Below are 16,729 nucleotides of genomic sequence, written 5' to 3' on the forward strand. Positions count from 1 at the left end.
TCAGGATATTTCAGGAATTGCAGTCAATGCTGCAAATATTGCTACCAATGCCACGGACATTGCGACCAATGTTGCTGCCATCGCCGCACATAACACTGCCGATGGGGATTTAAGCGCTACCAATGAAATACAAGACCTACAATTTTCAGGAGGTATTATCACCTTATCCAATGACCCAGATGCCACCACTATAGACCTTAGTGGGTATGATGATAATGCGGCCGATGATTTTGATGGGGGTTGGACCAGTCTTAGCAACAGACCAACGGGACTCGACGATGGGGATGACGACACCCAATATACGGCCGGAACGGGGTTGACCTTAAGTGGAACGGAGTTTTCCATCAGTGATTTGGCCGGTGATGTTACAGGTCCGACCAATGCCACGGTTATCGCAGACGATGCCATAACCACGGCTAAAATCTTAGATGGAGCCATAATTGGAGGTCCTGGAGGAAAAATAGCCGATAACTCGATTACAGCATCCGATCTGGCCCCTAATTCCGTAAATGCCTCGGAAATCAATGCCGATGCCGTAGGTACCTCCGAACTTAAGGTGGATGCCGTAGAAACGGAAAATATTTTGGATGGCAGTGTAACGCCCATAAAAATCGAGCCCGGAAACAGCAATCAAGTTTTGGTAACCAACAGTTCCGGAGATGTAGCATGGGAAGACCAAACCACGAATGCTGATACACCGGGTGGCGCGCTTATTCGTGGTATTGCCAGTACAACATCAGATTACACCCTAGGACCAAATGATTATACTTTAATTGTTTATGGAAACAACGATACCATTTCATTCCCTTCAACAGCTGTAACAGGACAAATCTATGTTTTGAAAATAATGCAAAATGCCAAGAAAAATGAAACGAATATAAATTATATAGATGAAGAAGGGGATAGAGAAAATGAACTAAAAGAAAAACATACCTATACATTTCAATTTGATGGAACATATTGGCAGCTAATAAACAAATCCCAGTAATAAGGTAAAACGAGCTTTAGTTTTCGTTATCAGGAAGTTTCATCGACTAAGGAATCATTGTATAGAACTCGAAAAGAAAGTATAATTCAGTATATGAATGTTATCAAACAAATATTTGTAATCCTAATTTTTACAGCTGTTGCGTTTTTAAACGCCCAAGATGCCGTACACAACTATGGCCCCATGCAGATACATGGGTCTACCATGGTCGGTTTTCATATGGATGTAATCAATGACGGTGATTTTGACCAAAATTCGGGCTTGGTCGGTTTTTATGGGTTCGATAAATCGATTACGGTTTCAGGATCTGAAATACCCGTTTTTTACGATGCCGAAATCGCGGTCGACAATGGACTGTATTTAAACACCCAAATGGATGTGACCAATAATGTGAACCTCGTCGTCGGGGATGTGATCACCCCTAGGATCAATTCCGATATATTCACCAATTTTTTGGAAGATGCCTTTTACGTAGGGGAAAATGACGTATCCCTTATCGATGGATATGCCGCTTTCACGAACAAGGACAACTTTACCTTTCCCGTGGGTGATGATAATAGACTTAGGCCCTTGGGAATAAGCTCGGATGAGATCGACCCCTTGGTCAAATGCGCTTATTTTTATGAAGACCCCAATTCGCCTTCCGTTTTCGGAAAGAGTTTTGAAACCGGAAAAATAGCCTCTGAATACATGTCGGTCAGTGACAAGGAATTCTGGCATCTGGAAGGTGAGGTCATGACCTCGGTTACCCTTACTTGGGATGAAGATAGTAATATTGGGGCATTGGCCGAATATTTAGGGGACCTCAAGGTCGTGGGCTGGCATAAGGAAGGTAATCAATGGGTAAACTTAGGAAATACCAACGTCGAAGGCGGACTTGTAAACGGTTCCATTACCTCGGAACCCTTTATCCCCAATGACTACGAAATATTGACCTTGGGAGGTAATGCGGATGAAGTGGAACAATTTGAAACTTTAGAACTCGACAATTATTATATGACCCCCAATGGGGATGGTAAAAACGATTACCTGGTACTCGATGGTTTGGAGGCGTCCCCCAATAACTCCCTTCAAATTTTCAATAGATATGGGGTTTTGGTCTATTCCAAGGAAAATTACCAAAATGAATTCAACGGGGTTTCGAACAGGAATTCGGTGATCAGCAGGGATTCTGGACTGGCCACAGGTATTTATTTTTATATCATTACAATGCACGACCTTAAAAAGCGCCATCAGGGATATTTATACCTTTCCGTAAAACAATAATGGCGTAAACATACCTTCCTGAAAACCCCGATGCATGGATCCGTTTTCGATCTTCCCTTATTATTTTGATTACTTTTAGGGAATGGAATACCCATTGGAATTTTAAATTACCCCATGGTATAATCTTTTTAGAAGGTTCGACGTTATAGAACATATACCCAATGGTGGCACCATAGTTGCAGATAAACATCGAAAATCACATGGGTTCAAATCATATTAATAAGATGAAAAGAAGATCGTTCATAAAGAAAAGTAGTATTTCCGGAATCGGCTTAGCTTTAACCCCCTCCCTGATGCTTGCCAAGGAGCCTGAACATGAGTACTCGGTCTTGGAATTAATGGGTAAGGAGGATATAGAATTATTCGGCGAAGGGATAAACCTTCGTAAAGAAGCCCACGATGCTTTTTTGGCCATGAAAAAAGCCGCATACAGCGATGGTATCGATCTTAAAATCGTATCAAGCTATCGTAGTTTTTATAGACAGGAAGCTATCTGGGAAAGAAAATACATCAAGTACACCGAAGACGATGGTATGTCGCCTTTAGCGGCCATTGAAAAAATCATTGAATATTCGACCATTCCCGGAACGAGCAGACATCACTGGGGTACCGACATCGACATTATTGATGGGTATAGAAAAACAAATGGGGATGTACTCGTTCCCGAAAAATTCGAAGCAGGGGGCCCTTTTGAGGATTTTAAAAAGTGGATGGATGAAAATTCAAAGAAATTCGACTTCCATTTGGTATATACGAAGGACCCTAAAAGAAGGGGTTTTAAATATGAACCATGGCATTATAGCTATGCCCCGATCTCCATACCCATGTTAACCGCTTATAGAAGGTTGAATATCGTTCAATTGTTACGGGAAGAAAGTTTTTATGGGGGCGAACACTTCACAACGGGATTTATCAAAAATTACTTGCGAAATAATATTTTGGATATAAATACGGCACTTTTATAGGATTTTTATATATTGGCCGACACTCGTTATTACTAACCATGGGAAGAGGCAATTGGAAAATTCGGATATTCATAGGCTTGGCCATTGTCATTTTTGCCATTATCCAAAGGTGCAGTAACCAAGAAGAGAATCCGTACACGGGCAGGGAGCAGAACATCAACATGACCTCGGACCAAGAAATTGCCATTGGCCTACAAAGTGCCCCTGAAATCGCGCAACAACATGGCGGTCTTTATCCCGATGAACGATTTCAGTCCTTTGTAGATTTCGTAGGGAACAAACTGGTCGAAAACAGTATCGCCCGTGAGACCCCTTACCAATATGATTTTCACTTATTGGCAGATGACCGAACCATAAACGCATTTGCTTTACCGGGGGGGCAGGTTTTTATCACCTATGCCCTATTTTCCCAATTGAACGAAGCACAATTGGCAGGAGTACTCGGGCATGAAATCGGACATGTGATCGGTAGGCATTCCGCCGAACGTATTGCGGACAGTAATTTTTGGCAAACCGTCGCCATGGGAGCCAACGTTGGTGCCGATGCCGGTGGAATCGTAAGTAGTATCGGACAGAATACACTCTTGAAAAATGGTCGTGGGGATGAATTGGAAAGCGATGAACTTGGCGTTCTTTTTATGATAAATGCGGGTTATGACGCTATGGAAATGATCGAGGTCATGAAGATTTTAAAGGCAGCCGCCGGGCCCGATCGCGTGCCCGAATTCCAGAGTACCCACCCTGACCCGGAGAACCGTGTGGAAAAGATCAAGGAAGCCATTGCCAAATACGGGGGCTAGTTTTTTTAGAATTAACGGAAAACGATTTGATTAAAATTTTATTTTAGTATCTTTGGGCTTTACCCCCCAATCTTTCAATTGCCTCAGATTTAACCCTTATAGCTTTGATTTACGATCACTTAAACAAACTATATGGGAACACTATTACATTTTAAAGACATTTACACGGAAGCATTCGAGGGTTGCCGTCCATATTTTGTGGTATTGCTCTTAAAAGCCTACTCGGTTTTCTGTGTTATTATGCTGATGATGGCATTCTATGCTTTTATTTATAGGGCAGCTACGGGTTTCGAATTCTAAACCACTAAGGTTCACTCTTTTACCTGAACACTATTTGAAGTGAATATCAATGAATCCCGCCAAAGGCGGGATTCATTATTTTGTACCTTCATCAACTTTGCATTTCTGCGTTGATTACCCTCAAAGCCTCCTTGGCACGGGACATTTTTGCAATTTCCGCAATGGTATATCCATTATTGCTTTTGATACTAAGGTCGGCCCCATTTGTAATCAACACCTTCAAAATCTCGACTTGGTTATAACGGGCAGCATAAATGGCAGGGGTCTTCCCAAGGGATTTTTTATTCACATCCTCCCCCAGGGCAATCAACTTTTTGACCAGATCGATATCCCCATTGATTATGGCCTTACAAAATGTACTCAGCTCTGCCATTTCCGAGGAAACGAGGTTCCCTTTTAAAGGTTCTTTTTGACTTTGATGGCTTGCCATTACATTGGAAACCACGAACATACACGCCGTGACCGCAATTACGATTGTTTTTCTCATGATGATTGTTTTTGCTACCGGATTTATCCGGTAATGATTGATGAATACTGTTAATTACTATACCAATAGACCCCTTGGGCGTAAAATTGTTTCAGTGCAAATTGTTAAATAACTAAATTTTAACATCTTGCGAATATATTTGTGCCCCTATCACGGGGTTTGAATGTTAAAAAAAGGCCCTTGAATAACTAGCTAAACTTATTGTAACACCGTATTTTTGCAGAACGAAATTATACATCATGAACAAAAAAGTAATCTTAATGATTTTGGATGGCTGGGGCAAATCCCCCGATCCAAAAGTTTCCGCTATTGACAATGCAAACACTCCTTTTATTGACAGTTTATATACGAAGTACCCGAATGCGACATTACGTACAGATGGGTTAAATGTAGGTCTGCCGGATGGCCAAATGGGAAACAGTGAAGTTGGGCATATGAATTTAGGTGCCGGAAGAATCGTTTACCAAGAACTGACCAGAATCAATCTTGCGATTGAAAACAATACTTTAAAAGACGAAAAAGTCTTGGTTGATGCATTTAACTATGCAAAAACAAACAATAAAAAAGTACATTTCTTAGGATTATTGAGCAATGGCGGTGTCCATTCCCACATTAACCACTTAAAAGGCCTGTTAAGTGCGGCAAAAGACAATGACCTTGATAAGGTATACGTACATGCCTTTACGGATGGTAGGGATGTAGATCCAAAATCGGGAGCTTCATTTGTTGCCGATTTAGAGGACCATATGGCAAAAACCACAGGTAAAATCGCCACATTGACAGGTCGTTATTACGCTATGGATCGCGATAATCGATGGGAAAGGGTAAAACTGGCTTATGACGTAATTGCCAATGGAATCGGTGACCCCACCGATAATGTGGTAGCAAGTTTAGAATCCAACTATGCTAATGGAGTTACGGATGAGTTCATTAAACCATTGGTTGCCGATAAAAATGGTATTATTGAAGAAGACGATGTTATAATCTTTTTCAATTTCAGAACAGATCGCGGACGGGAATTGACCAATATGTTGTCACAAAACGATTTCCCTGAGTACAATACGACCAAACGGAAATTATATTATGTTACCATGACAAACTATGATGATAGTTTTAAAGGTATCCATGTAATTTTCAATAAAGACAATATCACTGAAACCATTGGTGAAGTATTATCCAAAGCTGGCAAAAAACAAATCAGAATAGCAGAAACAGAAAAATACCCTCACGTAACTTTCTTTTTCTCAGGAGGAAAGGAAGAACCTTTTGAAGGTGAAAGTAGAATCCTGAGAAATTCGCCTAAAGTAGCCACTTACGACCTAAAGCCTGAGATGAGTGCTTATGAATTAAGGGATGCTTTGGTAGAAGAATTGAAAAAGCAAGAAGCTGATTTTGTATGTCTTAATTTTGCGAATGGTGATATGGTAGGCCATACAGGAATTATGGAGGCTGCAATTAAAGCTTGCGAAGCTGTGGATATTTGCGCAAAGGATGTCATTGAAACAGGTTTGGAAAATGGATACTCGACCATATTGATTGCGGATCACGGTAACTGTGAGACCATGATCAACCCTGATGGTTCACCCCATACGGCACATACCACGAATCCTGTTCCTGTAATTTTGATCGATAAGGAATTAAAAGAAATAAAGGATGGTGTTTTAGGTGATGTTGCACCGACCATTTTAAAAATGATCGGTGTTGCGCAGCCAGAAGCCATGACAAGGGAGCCTTTGGTATAAATCAATACGTAGCAATGCAAAATAGAATAAAAGACCAACTTGGAAGAACTACGGTTTTACCAAGTTGGCCTTTTCGTATCATATCCCTAGTACCCTCCGAAACTGAACTACTTGTAGATTTGGGCCTTGAAGAGTACTTGGTCGGAATCACTAAATTCTGTGTTCATCCAGGCCACTTAAAAAAAACAAAAACCATTGTTGGAGGAACTAAAAAAGTCTCCTATGATAAAATTGCCAAATTAGAGCCCAATATTATTCTCTGTAACAAGGAAGAAAACACAAAAGAAATTGTTCAGACCCTTGAAAAAAAATACGCGGTTCATGTCTCTGAGGTAAACAATATAAAAAACGCATTACACCTAATAAGACAATACGGAACCATGTTCAATTGTGCGGATAAATCGGCAACTTTGGTTTCCGGGATCGAACGCGAACAAAAAAGCTTCCTATCCTTTATTGAAAATAAACCCAAAAAAAGAGTGCTCTATTTTATTTGGCAAAAGCCATGGATGCTTGCAGGAAAAGGTACTTTCATAGATCATTTGCTTCAATTAAATGGCTTTATCAACATGAGTCCCGAAAAACCTCGATATCCCTCAATTGACAACGATCTATTGAATAAAACCAAAGTAGATCTGGCCTTGCTTTCTTCAGAACCATTTCCTTTTAAAGAGCAACATATCAATGCTATTGAAAATACCGGTATGGAAGGAAAGGGCCTCCTTGTGGATGGCGAATATTTTTCTTGGTATGGTTCTCGACTATTATTGGCTTTTGAGTACTTTAAAAGCCTGCATTAACACTTTTGACAAACCTATTAGATTGACACCTTTAGGCTTCCAAGCTTCGAAGTAAATATATACCTTTGCAACATATGATTATAGTTAAAACACCCGAAGAAATAGAACTGATGCGCGAAAGCGCATTGGTCGTTTCCAAAACACTTGGAATGTTGGCCACAGAGATCAAACCAGGTGTCAATGCCTTGTTTTTAGATAAATTGGCTGAGGAATTCATTAGGGAACAAGGTGCCGAGCCCGGTTTTTTGGGGATGTACGATTTTCCCAACACCCTGAACATGAGTCCAAATGCCCAAGTTGTACACGGTATACCCACCAACGAGCCTTTAAAAGATGGGGATATCATCTCCGTGGATTGCGGAGCCTATAAAAATGGTTATTATGGGGATCACGCCTATACGTTTGAGGTGGGTGAAGTAGCCCCGGAAACCAAAAAACTGCTCAAGGTCACCAAAGAATCGCTCTATTTGGGCATTCGCGAATTCAAAGTAGGGAATCGTGTCGGTGATGTCGCCTACGCCATTCAGCATTATTGCGAGAGCTTTGGTTATGGCGTTGTTCGTGAATTGGTCGGTCATGGCTTGGGAAAAAGTCTGCATGAAGATCCCGAAATGCCCAATTACGGTAGACGTGGAAGGGGTAAAAAATTCATGGAAGGCCTTGTCGTTGCCATTGAACCCATGATCAACATGGGCACAAAAAGAATCAAGCAACTGAAAGACGGTTGGACCATTCTTACGGCTGACGGACAGCCCAGTGCACATTTTGAACACAACGTGGCCATAGTCAACGGCAAACCCGAACTACTATCCACATTTCAGTATATTTATCAGGCTTTGGGAATTGAATCCGATGAAGAGGATGAATTTCATCAAAAGAAAATCCAATTATAGCCCATATACCGATTTCAAACCATATTGATGAAACTAAGCATCGGTAGCGGAAGGAATACATGAAAAAAGTCTTTAAATATTTCCTGAACATCATTCCGCGACCTGTACTTATAAAGTTGAGTTATTGGGTCAGACCCTTTGTTGCCTTTTGGCTTAGGGGAAAAAAATACACCGACCCTATTGACGGGAAACAATTCAAGGCATTTTTGCCCTATGGTTACGAGAACCCAAGGGATAATGTACTATCCCCCTCTACCCTTTCCTTGGAAAGACATCGATTATTATGGTTGTTCCTTAAAAAGGAAACCGATTTCTTCATTTCCGATCTCAAGGTTTTACATTTTGCACCTGAACAGGCATTTTATAAAAAGTTTCGGCGCATGGAGAATATCGACTACACCACAACGGACTTAAACTCCCCTTTGGCCGATGTAGAAGCCGATATTTGCGACCTGCCCTTTAAGGACAACACTTATGATGTGATACTTTGCAACCATGTATTGGAGCATATCCCCAATGACCAAAAAGCCATGCAGGAACTATATCGTGTCATGAAACCCGGCGGTTGGGGCATATTTCAAATTCCACAAGATTTGGACCGGGAACATACTTTTGAAGACAATAGCATTACCGACAGAAAGGAACGTGCAAGGATCTTTGGCCAATACGACCATGTGCGCATTTATGGCCGGGATTATTTCGACAAACTCAGGAATATTGGTTTCAACGTAACGGAAGTATCCTTCAATAAGAACCTGACACCGGAGGAAATAGACAGGTATAGATTGGCTCCCAATGAAATTATACCGCTGGTTCGCAAGCTTTAATCAAGGTAACACCAATTTTTTAAAACCAGGCGTCATATACTCCATGGTCTGCCCTTCTTCACCGATATAGATCACATACCCCTCCAACTCGTTTTGATCCTGTAATATTTCTTTGGCCTTTTCAAGATCCATCGCCATAAAAGAGGTCGCATAGGCATCTGCAACGGCGCAGGAATTGGCCAAGACCGTTACTCCCAAAGTACTGGCATTTTTGGTATATCCCGTTTTAGGATCGATCGTATGTACATACTTTTTACCGGTAACCGAATCCACCCTGAATTTTCGGTAATTTCCCGAAGAAGCCAAGGCCTTATCCTCCAACTGCATCAATATTTTCAAACTTCTACCCATTTCCGCTTGGGGATCGTCAATACCGACTACCCATGGTTTTTGCTTTATGCGATTGATGCCTTTTCCGACCAATTCCCCACCGACTTCCAATAGGTAATCCTCGATGCCCTTTTGGTCCATCATCTTCGCCAATCGGTCTATGGCATACCCTTTGGCAATCGCATTAAAATCAAGATACGTATCCGGATACTGTTTAACTATGAGGTTCTCAGGAGTTATATCCACTTTTTCAAGCCCCACAAATTGCATTAGGCTGTCGACCCGAACACTGTCCATAACCACTTTCTCCCCAGGGCCAAAGCCCCATGCATTGACCATGATGCCTACGGTCGGATCGAAATACCCATCGGTTTTGGAGTATATTTCCTTTGAAAGTTCAAAAACCTCCCGGAACATTCCATCGACAACGACATTGGTTTCCCCTTTATTGATCCTCGAAATATCGGAGGTATCGATATAGGTTGAAAGGGATTGGTTCACCACCTTGAAAACGGAGTCGATTTCGGTCTGATAGTCCAATTCCCGATCGGAAATATAGATGATACTATATGACGTTCCCAAAGCCCCACCGGAATTCGAATTCTTTACAAATTTTTCGGGGGACGGGTTACAGGAAGCTATGCCCATTAACAACAGTATACCAAAAAATACACCTAACATTTGGGATAGCGATCCCGGTCTTAGCTTTTCCATATCTTAAATCTCAATAAGTCCTTCATATTCGACCAAGTATTCCTCATTTAAATACACCGGTAAATTACGATTGGATGCGTTATACAACCCCACCCCGGCATAGTAGATCTTGGCCTTGTGCTTTTGGGCATGATCCTTCATTTTGGCCATCAAGGCCCCGTCGTATGATTTTGGGTCTTCGGGATAGGCCACATTGCGGACCACGATAAAATGAAGTTCCTTATCTTTCAGGCATACGAATTGGGGATTCTTTTTGGGCTTACTGTTCACCCCCATGAATTCATACCCCTCGGCCTCGAGTTGCCTCCCCACAATGTTCATGGCAAGATTGTGTAATTCTTGATCATTCAATGCCTTCATCACGTACCACTGCTTAAATTGAAAAAACCTGACAGTTATTGAAACTGCCAGGTCCGTAATCTATATTTTTGGTTTGTGGCTATTATCCATTAGCCTCCAAAATCGTCAAATCGGATATTTTCATCCGGGATTCCAAAATCCTCGCCCATTTTCTGAACGGCCTTGTTCATCAATGGAGGTCCACAGAAATATAATTCTATATCTTCAGGAGCTTCGTGTTTGCTTAAATAATTATCGATAACACAATTATGAATGAAACCGACGAAACCATCTCCCGGTGCATCTATATCCTCTTTCACCTTCCAATTATCCTCTTCCATGGGCTCTGAAAGGGCCAAATAGAATTTAAAGTTCGGGAATTCCCTTTCCAATTCATAAAAATGTTCCAGATAGAACAACTCCCGTTTAGAACGACCACCGTACCAATAGGTAACTTTTCGGTTGGTTTTCAAGGTTTTGAAAAGGTGGTATAAGTGTGAGCGCATCGGGGCCATACCGGCACCACCACCGACATATAACATTTCGGCATCGGACTCATTGATGAAGAATTCACCGTAAGGTCCTGAAATGATCACTTTGTCACCTGGTTTTCTTGAGAAAATATAAGAAGATGCCACCCCTGGATTTACATTCATCCAACCATTCGTTGAACGATCCCATGGTGGTGTGGCAATCCTTACGTTCAACATGACCTCACGGCCTTCTGCAGGATAGGAAGCCATGGAATAGGCTCTTTCCACGGTCTCCGGATTTTTCATCACCAAAGGCCAAAGGTTGAATTTATCCCATTCTGCCTGAAATTTATCGGGTGTTTCATGCTCCTCTGGGTGTGCCGTGATATCAATATCGGAATAGTTGATCTCACAAGGTGGAATTTCAATCTGAATATACCCACCGGCTTTATAGTTCATATCCTCGGGAATCTCCACAACAAATTCCTTGATAAAAGAAGCCACGTTATAATTCCGTACAACGGTTCCTTCCCATTTCTTAATACCGAAAACCTCTTCAGGAATGGTGATTTCCATATCCTGTTTCACTTTTACCTGACAGGCCAAACGTGCCCCTTCATTCAATTCCCTTTTAGAGAAATGAGGGGTCTCCGTAGGTAGCGCCTCACCTCCACCTGAAAGCACATGGCATTCACATTGGATACAGGTACCACCGCCCCCACAGGCCGAAGGAAGGAATATTTTTTGGTTTCCAAGGGTCGATAGCAAAGATCCACCCGATCCAACCTCAATCTTTTTCTCCCCGTTAATGGTAATGGTTACCGGTCCTGACGGAGAAAGTTTTTGTTTGGCAAACAATAGGATTGCCACCAAGGCCAATAATAAAATAAGGAACGAGATTACCGTTATTAGGATTGTTCCACCTGTACTTGTAGCTAAAATCATTTTTACTTGTTTATAGCGTCATTATATGAGATCTCTTTTTCATCGATCTCTTTTTTATTTTCTTTTTTCCCTACCTCTTCGTCTTTCGCAGCAGCCGTGGTTTCCTCTACAGGGGCCTCTTCATCGCTACCACCTGTCAACATACCACCAAAACTCTGGAAACCGATACCCATTAAACCGGTAATAATAAAGGTAATACCCAATCCCCTCAAAGGAGCCGGTACGTTTGAATATCGAATTTTTTCCCGTATGGCCGCTATGGCCAATATGGCCAAGAACCATCCTATTCCAGAACTGACACCGTAATTAAAGGCCAATCCCAACGTGGCGATCTCCCTGGATTGCATAAATAACGATCCTCCCAATATGGCGCAGTTAACCGCGATCAATGGTAAAAAGATACCCAATGAATTGTAAAGTGATGGTGAGAATTTCTCTACTACGATTTCTACCAATTGTACCATGGTCGCAATCGTTGCTATAAAAAGTATAAAAGATAAGAAGCTTAGGTTATAATCCGCATATTCGGGTCCCAACCAGGCCAAAGCCCCATCGCGAAGTAAATATTGATCCAATAACCAGTTCATGGGCACCGTTACCGCCAAAACAAAAATAACCGCAGCACCCAAACCTACGGCCGTAGCCACTTTTTTCGATACAGCCAAATAGGAACACATTCCCAAGAATACCGCAAACACCATATTATCTATGAATATGGACCTAAAAAATAATTCTATATGCTCTAACATGATATTATTTTTAAAATAACTATTAGTTGTCTTCTATTAACGCTTTGTTCTTAGAACGCTGTACCCAGATGATAATACCGACTACGATCAATGCCGCTGGTGGAATGATCATAAATCCGTTATTTTCATACCCCAAGGCGTAAAGACCGGTTTTATTGATCGGGTTACCCAATACCGGGATACCAAACAATGTTCCTGATCCCAAAAGCTCCCTAAAGAACCCAACGATCACCAATATAATTCCATACCCTAGGGAATTACCGATACCGTCAAGAAAAGACCTCCACGGTCCGTTACCAAGGGCAAAGGCTTCAAAACGTCCCATAATGATACAGTTCGTAATGATCAAACCGACAAATACAGAAAGGGTCTTACTCAATTCGTAGGCAAATGCCTTTAATACCTGATCCACGATAATCACCAATGTCGCAACAACGATCAGCTGTACAATGATCCTTATTTTTGATGGGATGATATTCCTCATTAAGGATATGACGACATTACCGATTCCCAATACAAACAGCACTGAAATCGCCATTACCACAGAAGCTTTCAACTCGGCCGTAATGGCCAAGGCAGAACAGATACCCAATACCTGAATGGTAATAGGGTTATTATCGGCTAGCGGGTCTTTAATTAAATTCGCATCTTTTTTTGAAAGTAGTGCCATATTATTTAACTCTAATCGTTTCTAAATAGTCCTTATATAGATTTACACTTTCGCTGATCATCGCAGAAACCCCATTACCGGTAATCGTGGCCCCTGCAAGTGCATCGACTTCATTATCGTCCTTGATTTCGTTCAAGGGATCATTATTTCCTTTGGCAACGGCAATACCAGCGTATTTGGTACCATCCAAGATGGTTTCACCTGCAAAGTCATCCATAAAATATCGTTGTTTGATATTGGCTCCAAGTCCGGGTGTTTCACCGGCATGATCGAAATAAACCCCTTGGACCACCATTTGATCGTCCAAAGCAACGAATCCCCATATGGCGTCCCACAATCCTTTACCCCTCATCGGGATGATATAGAAAGTTTTCCCATCCTTATCCCCTATGAACAAGGGCAGTTTTCTAACTTCTCCATTTTTGGCTGCAGTAGCTTGCTTTTTAAGATCGATCAGATAGGCCTGATCATCTTTGGTGATCTTGTCCCCTTCGATAATCAATTGTTCCTTGATATATTTTGAGAACTCACCCGCTACCTTTTCGGTAGGCACGAAACTAACACTACCTTCTCCTTCATTCTCATTGACACCCATGGCATAAAGAATGTTCTGTTGTTTTTCCAGACGTTTATTCTCATCGATCTTACCACTTAAAGAAGACGATAAAAAGGCCAAAATGGTACCAACGATAACAACCATTACGGCTGCAAAAATTACCGTGTAACTGTTCTTTTCTGTATTCATTGCCATGATTAAACTGTTTCTGCTTTTAATTCTTCTGCTTTGCTATCTGAATCCTTTGGTAGAATAGTCGCGTTCTTGAATCGCTTCAAACGTTTGTTGATATTCGCTTTAACCACATAATGATCGATAGTAGGTGCAAATACGTTCATCAACAGGATTGCCAAGAACACCCCTTCCGGATACGCAGGGTTGAAAACCCGGATCATCACCGACATAAAACCGATAAGGAATCCGTAAATCCATTTTCCCTTATTGGTCTGGGAACCTGTAACGGGATCTGTGGCCATATATACTATACCAAAAGCCAAACCTCCGACCAATAAGTGTTTCCAATATTCAAAACTCATCAATCCGTAAAAATTACTAGCCTCTGAAATTACCCCCATATCCACAACGAGGTTAAAAATCAAGCCCATGACCAAAGATCCGATTACGGCGCTCAACATAATCCGCCAGCTGGCAATTTTACTATAAATCAAGAACAACCCTCCCAAGAGGATAAGGAATGTAGAGGTTTCCCCGACCGATCCCGGTATAAAACCAAAGAACATATCGGATACAGAGTAATTGAGTTCTGCCAGATTGTTTTGGGCCAATGCCCCTAAAACCGTTTCACCCGAGATGGCATCCGCCGTTCCGGTCCTTTCCACGGCTTGGTACACCCAAACCTTATCACCACTCATCCAAGTCGGATAAGCGAAAAACAAGAAGGCCCTAATGGTCAATGCCGGATTCAGGATATTCATCCCCGTACCTCCAAAGACCTCTTTTCCGATGACCACACCAAAGACGACAGCTACCGCCAACATCCATAGCGGGGTATCGATAGGAACGATCAAAGGCACCAACATACCGGTAACCAAATATCCTTCTTCTACTTCGTGTCCTTTTATGATCGCAAAAATGAATTCGACCAACAATCCCACTCCATAGGAAACCACCACCAATGGCAACACCTTGATGATCCCAATCCAAAAATTATCCCAGGTCAAGAACGTATCCCACAATGAAAATTCACGGGATACATTGTTCGCGGCATCGATAGCCGCATAATATTGATAGCCTGCATTGAACATGGAAAACAACAATACCGGAAGCAATGCCATTATCACCATATTCATGGTACGCTTTAAATCATCCGCACCGCGCACATGCGCCCCTGAATGGGTAGTATCATCGGGAGAGAACAAGAAGGTATGGATCGCGTTGAACGCAGGTGCCATTTTCTTATCCCGGTAATGGTGCTTAAGGATATGCAGTCTTTTCTTAAAGGTCAGTCTTTTATCACTCATCTTTTAGCCTATTTCTTTATATAATAAGTCCAATCCCTCCCGAATGATCTTCTGGTGGGGCTGCTTGGAAATGCAAATGAATTCAGTTAAAGCAAAATCTTCCGGAGCCACTTCATAAAGCCCCAGTTGTTCCATTTCATCAAGATCCTTGATCATGCACGCTTTGAGCAGTTGCATTGGAAAAATATCCAATGGGAAAACCTCTTCATATTGCCCGGTTACGACAAATGCACGATGTTCCCCATTCGTATTGGTATTCAGATCGTATTTCTTTTTGGGGTTCAACCATGAGAAGGTCAAGGCCCTCGTCGTGGAAACCTTATTGAAAACCGGAAGTGCCCATCCGAACATTTCGTAATCATCCCCTTCCGGGATAGCGGTCACCGTATTATTGTAAAAACCTAAATGTCCATCAGGCCTACTTTTCGCACCCGTCAGGACATCGCCGTTGATCACCCTGAAATTATCATTGTTCACACCACTGGCATATAGGAAAGTAGCTATCTCAGCCCCTATTTTAGTCGTATAATATTTTGGAGCTTTTACTGATGACCCCGCTAAAGCGATTTTACGCTCCGCATTGAACTTACCGGTCAAGAGCAGCTCTCCGATCACGACCAAATCCTGGGGGGAAACCGTCCATACGACCTCACCTTTATTGATCGGATCCAACTTATTTATTTGGGTACCCACCAATCCGGCAGGATGTGGCCCCGAAACCTTATGCAATTCAATGCCGTTCAATCCCGCTAAAGGCGAACTTGAATTGGCACCCACGGAAACATGGACTTTTCCCGGAGTCAATTTCCCCAAAGCCGTAATCGCGGCCTGAAGTTCCTTTTCCTTGCCCTGTAACACATAATCACAATCGGCAGCCAAAGGTGCCGTTGTGTATCCTGAGATAAAAATCGATTTTGGGTTCGTATCCGGATTTGCTATGATATCGTAGGGTCGTTGTTTGATAAACGGCCAACAACCCGTTTTTAGCAAATGGGCCTTTACTTCGGCTGAAGTTGCCTTTTCCGTATCAAAACCCCCATGTTCAACAATTGACTGTGTTTTATCGGCAAGTATTTTCAAGGAAAGTATCTTTCGCCTTGCGCCACGTTTGATTTCCACCAATTCACCACTAACCGGTGAGACGAACAACATGGCCTCATCACTCTTATTGAAAAATAATGGTTCCCCAGCCTTTACCTCTGCCCCTTGTTTTACGAGCATTTTAGGTGTTATTCCGTGAAAATCTTCCAGGTTTATGGCGTAAACGTTGCTTAAAACCGCCTTGGCTGTAGTTTGTTCGGCAGCACCGACCAAGTTAATATTTAAGCCCTTTCGTATTCTGATGTCTTTAGACATAAATTGTAGACCTTAGGTTAACAAAATTTCGGGCAAAAATAGTATTTA

General features: G+C 42.0%; 17 protein-coding genes and 1 pseudogene. 9 read left to right on the forward strand and 9 right to left on the reverse strand.

What is annotated here, in order from left to right; genetic code table 11:
• The 5 genes and pseudogenes from PHU20_RS17305 to PHU20_RS17325 form a co-directional block, all read left to right on the forward strand.
• Nucleotides 1–988 (forward strand): annotated as a pseudogene (locus PHU20_RS17305) (hypothetical protein); the annotation flags it as partial.
• A 93-nt stretch (nucleotides 989–1,081) separates the two neighbouring features.
• A complete protein-coding gene (locus tag PHU20_RS17310; protein WP_274826670.1) occupies nucleotides 1,082–2,254 on the forward strand; it encodes a T9SS type B sorting domain-containing protein in 1,173 nt (390 codons plus the stop codon).
• A 224-nt stretch (nucleotides 2,255–2,478) separates the two neighbouring features.
• Nucleotides 2,479–3,219 (forward strand): M15 family metallopeptidase, encoded by a 741-nt coding sequence (locus tag PHU20_RS17315; RefSeq protein WP_274826671.1) that lies wholly within the window; start codon nucleotides 2,479–2,481, stop codon nucleotides 3,217–3,219.
• A gap of 38 nt (nucleotides 3,220–3,257) precedes the next feature.
• Entirely contained in the window at nucleotides 3,258–4,019 is a 762-nt protein-coding gene (locus PHU20_RS17320; RefSeq protein WP_274826672.1) for a M48 family metalloprotease, read from the forward strand.
• Between the two features lie 132 nt (nucleotides 4,020–4,151).
• A complete protein-coding gene (locus tag PHU20_RS17325; protein WP_274826673.1) occupies nucleotides 4,152–4,319 on the forward strand; it encodes a DUF6747 family protein in 168 nt (55 codons plus the stop codon).
• Between the two features lie 91 nt (nucleotides 4,320–4,410).
• Here the strand turns inward: PHU20_RS17325 and PHU20_RS17330 are convergent, their stop codons facing one another.
• The gene (locus PHU20_RS17330) at nucleotides 4,411–4,806 is read right to left on the reverse strand and encodes an ankyrin repeat domain-containing protein (protein ID WP_274826674.1); all 396 of its coding nucleotides are present in this window, start codon (nucleotides 4,804–4,806) and stop codon (nucleotides 4,411–4,413) included.
• A gap of 239 nt (nucleotides 4,807–5,045) precedes the next feature.
• Here PHU20_RS17330 and gpmI point away from each other — a divergent pair, with 239 nt between their 5' ends.
• The 4 genes from gpmI (at nucleotide 5,046) to PHU20_RS17350 (ending at nucleotide 9,068) form a co-directional block, all read left to right on the forward strand.
• A complete protein-coding gene (gene gpmI, locus PHU20_RS17335; RefSeq protein WP_274826675.1) occupies nucleotides 5,046–6,548 on the forward strand; it encodes a 2,3-bisphosphoglycerate-independent phosphoglycerate mutase in 1,503 nt (500 codons plus the stop codon).
• Nucleotides 6,549–6,562: 14 nt separating this feature from the next.
• Nucleotides 6,563–7,348, forward strand: a complete 786-nt coding sequence (locus PHU20_RS17340) for an ABC transporter substrate-binding protein (RefSeq protein WP_274826676.1) — start codon at nucleotides 6,563–6,565, stop codon at nucleotides 7,346–7,348.
• 74 nt (nucleotides 7,349–7,422) lie between these two features.
• Nucleotides 7,423–8,241, forward strand: coding sequence for a type I methionyl aminopeptidase (gene map / locus PHU20_RS17345; RefSeq protein ID WP_274826677.1), 819 nt, complete (start codon nucleotides 7,423–7,425; stop codon nucleotides 8,239–8,241).
• Nucleotides 8,242–8,300: 59 nt separating this feature from the next.
• Nucleotides 8,301–9,068, forward strand: a complete 768-nt coding sequence (locus tag PHU20_RS17350; RefSeq protein WP_274826678.1) for a class I SAM-dependent methyltransferase — start codon at nucleotides 8,301–8,303, stop codon at nucleotides 9,066–9,068.
• Here PHU20_RS17350 and PHU20_RS17355 read toward each other — a convergent pair whose 3' ends face one another.
• The 8 genes from PHU20_RS17355 to PHU20_RS17390 form a co-directional block, all read right to left on the reverse strand.
• The gene (locus PHU20_RS17355; protein WP_274826679.1) at nucleotides 9,069–10,112 is read right to left on the reverse strand and encodes an FAD:protein FMN transferase; all 1,044 of its coding nucleotides are present in this window, start codon (nucleotides 10,110–10,112) and stop codon (nucleotides 9,069–9,071) included.
• A gap of 3 nt (nucleotides 10,113–10,115) precedes the next feature.
• Nucleotides 10,116–10,472 (reverse strand): Na(+)-translocating NADH-quinone reductase subunit F, encoded by a 357-nt coding sequence (locus PHU20_RS17360; RefSeq protein WP_274826680.1) that lies wholly within the window; start codon nucleotides 10,470–10,472, stop codon nucleotides 10,116–10,118.
• Nucleotides 10,473–10,561: 89 nt separating this feature from the next.
• Nucleotides 10,562–11,869, reverse strand: coding sequence for an NADH:ubiquinone reductase (Na(+)-transporting) subunit F (gene nqrF, locus PHU20_RS17365; RefSeq protein WP_274826681.1), 1,308 nt, complete (start codon nucleotides 11,867–11,869; stop codon nucleotides 10,562–10,564).
• A 2-nt stretch (nucleotides 11,870–11,871) separates the two neighbouring features.
• Nucleotides 11,872–12,618, reverse strand: a complete 747-nt coding sequence (nqrE, locus tag PHU20_RS17370; RefSeq protein ID WP_274826682.1) for an NADH:ubiquinone reductase (Na(+)-transporting) subunit E — start codon at nucleotides 12,616–12,618, stop codon at nucleotides 11,872–11,874.
• Nucleotides 12,619–12,640: 22 nt separating this feature from the next.
• Nucleotides 12,641–13,288, reverse strand: a complete 648-nt coding sequence (locus PHU20_RS17375; protein ID WP_274826683.1) for an NADH:ubiquinone reductase (Na(+)-transporting) subunit D — start codon at nucleotides 13,286–13,288, stop codon at nucleotides 12,641–12,643.
• A gap of 1 nt (nucleotide 13,289) precedes the next feature.
• Entirely contained in the window at nucleotides 13,290–14,039 is a 750-nt protein-coding gene (locus PHU20_RS17380) for a Na(+)-translocating NADH-quinone reductase subunit C (protein ID WP_274826684.1), read from the reverse strand.
• 2 nt (nucleotides 14,040–14,041) lie between these two features.
• Nucleotides 14,042–15,325: an NADH:ubiquinone reductase (Na(+)-transporting) subunit B gene (locus PHU20_RS17385; protein ID WP_274826685.1), complete on the reverse strand. Its 1,284-nt coding sequence runs from the start codon at nucleotides 15,323–15,325 to the stop codon at nucleotides 14,042–14,044.
• A gap of 3 nt (nucleotides 15,326–15,328) precedes the next feature.
• Nucleotides 15,329–16,681 carry a Na(+)-translocating NADH-quinone reductase subunit A gene (locus tag PHU20_RS17390; RefSeq protein ID WP_274826686.1) on the reverse strand — a complete coding sequence of 451 codons (1,353 nt, stop codon included), beginning with the start codon at nucleotides 16,679–16,681 and terminating at the stop codon, nucleotides 15,329–15,331.
• Nucleotides 16,682–16,729: the final 48 nt, after the last annotated feature.

The sequence above is a fragment of the Maribacter polysaccharolyticus genome (assembly GCF_028882255.1).
Taxonomy (GTDB): Bacteria; Bacteroidota; Bacteroidia; order Flavobacteriales; family Flavobacteriaceae; genus Maribacter_A; species Maribacter_A polysaccharolyticus.

Bases quoted from the DNA above. Each gene is read 5' to 3' on its own strand.
- PHU20_RS17330 (WP_274826674.1), bottom strand. From the start codon at position 4,806: ATGAGAAAAACAATCGTAATTGCGGTCACGGCGTGTATGTTCGTGGTT.
- PHU20_RS17340 (WP_274826676.1), top strand. From the start codon at position 6,563: ATGCAAAATAGAATAAAAGACCAACTTGGAAGAACTACGGTTTTACCA.
- nqrE (WP_274826682.1), bottom strand. From the start codon at position 12,618: ATGTTAGAGCATATAGAATTATTTTTTAGGTCCATATTCATAGATAAT.
- PHU20_RS17350 (WP_274826678.1), top strand. From the start codon at position 8,301: ATGAAAAAAGTCTTTAAATATTTCCTGAACATCATTCCGCGACCTGTA.
- PHU20_RS17380 (WP_274826684.1), bottom strand. From the start codon at position 14,039: ATGGCAATGAATACAGAAAAGAACAGTTACACGGTAATTTTTGCAGCC.
- map (WP_274826677.1), top strand. From the start codon at position 7,423: ATGATTATAGTTAAAACACCCGAAGAAATAGAACTGATGCGCGAAAGC.
- PHU20_RS17375 (WP_274826683.1), bottom strand. From the start codon at position 13,288: ATGGCACTACTTTCAAAAAAAGATGCGAATTTAATTAAAGACCCGCTA.
- PHU20_RS17390 (WP_274826686.1), bottom strand. From the start codon at position 16,681: ATGTCTAAAGACATCAGAATACGAAAGGGCTTAAATATTAACTTGGTC.
- PHU20_RS17320 (WP_274826672.1), top strand. From the start codon at position 3,258: ATGGGAAGAGGCAATTGGAAAATTCGGATATTCATAGGCTTGGCCATT.
- nqrF (WP_274826681.1), bottom strand. From the start codon at position 11,869: ATGATTTTAGCTACAAGTACAGGTGGAACAATCCTAATAACGGTAATC.
- gpmI (WP_274826675.1), top strand. From the start codon at position 5,046: ATGAACAAAAAAGTAATCTTAATGATTTTGGATGGCTGGGGCAAATCC.
- PHU20_RS17310 (WP_274826670.1), top strand. From the start codon at position 1,082: ATGAATGTTATCAAACAAATATTTGTAATCCTAATTTTTACAGCTGTT.
- PHU20_RS17360 (WP_274826680.1), bottom strand. From the start codon at position 10,472: ATGAAGGCATTGAATGATCAAGAATTACACAATCTTGCCATGAACATT.
- PHU20_RS17385 (WP_274826685.1), bottom strand. From the start codon at position 15,325: ATGAGTGATAAAAGACTGACCTTTAAGAAAAGACTGCATATCCTTAAG.
- PHU20_RS17315 (WP_274826671.1), top strand. From the start codon at position 2,479: ATGAAAAGAAGATCGTTCATAAAGAAAAGTAGTATTTCCGGAATCGGC.
- PHU20_RS17325 (WP_274826673.1), top strand. From the start codon at position 4,152: ATGGGAACACTATTACATTTTAAAGACATTTACACGGAAGCATTCGAG.
- PHU20_RS17355 (WP_274826679.1), bottom strand. From the start codon at position 10,112: ATGGAAAAGCTAAGACCGGGATCGCTATCCCAAATGTTAGGTGTATTT.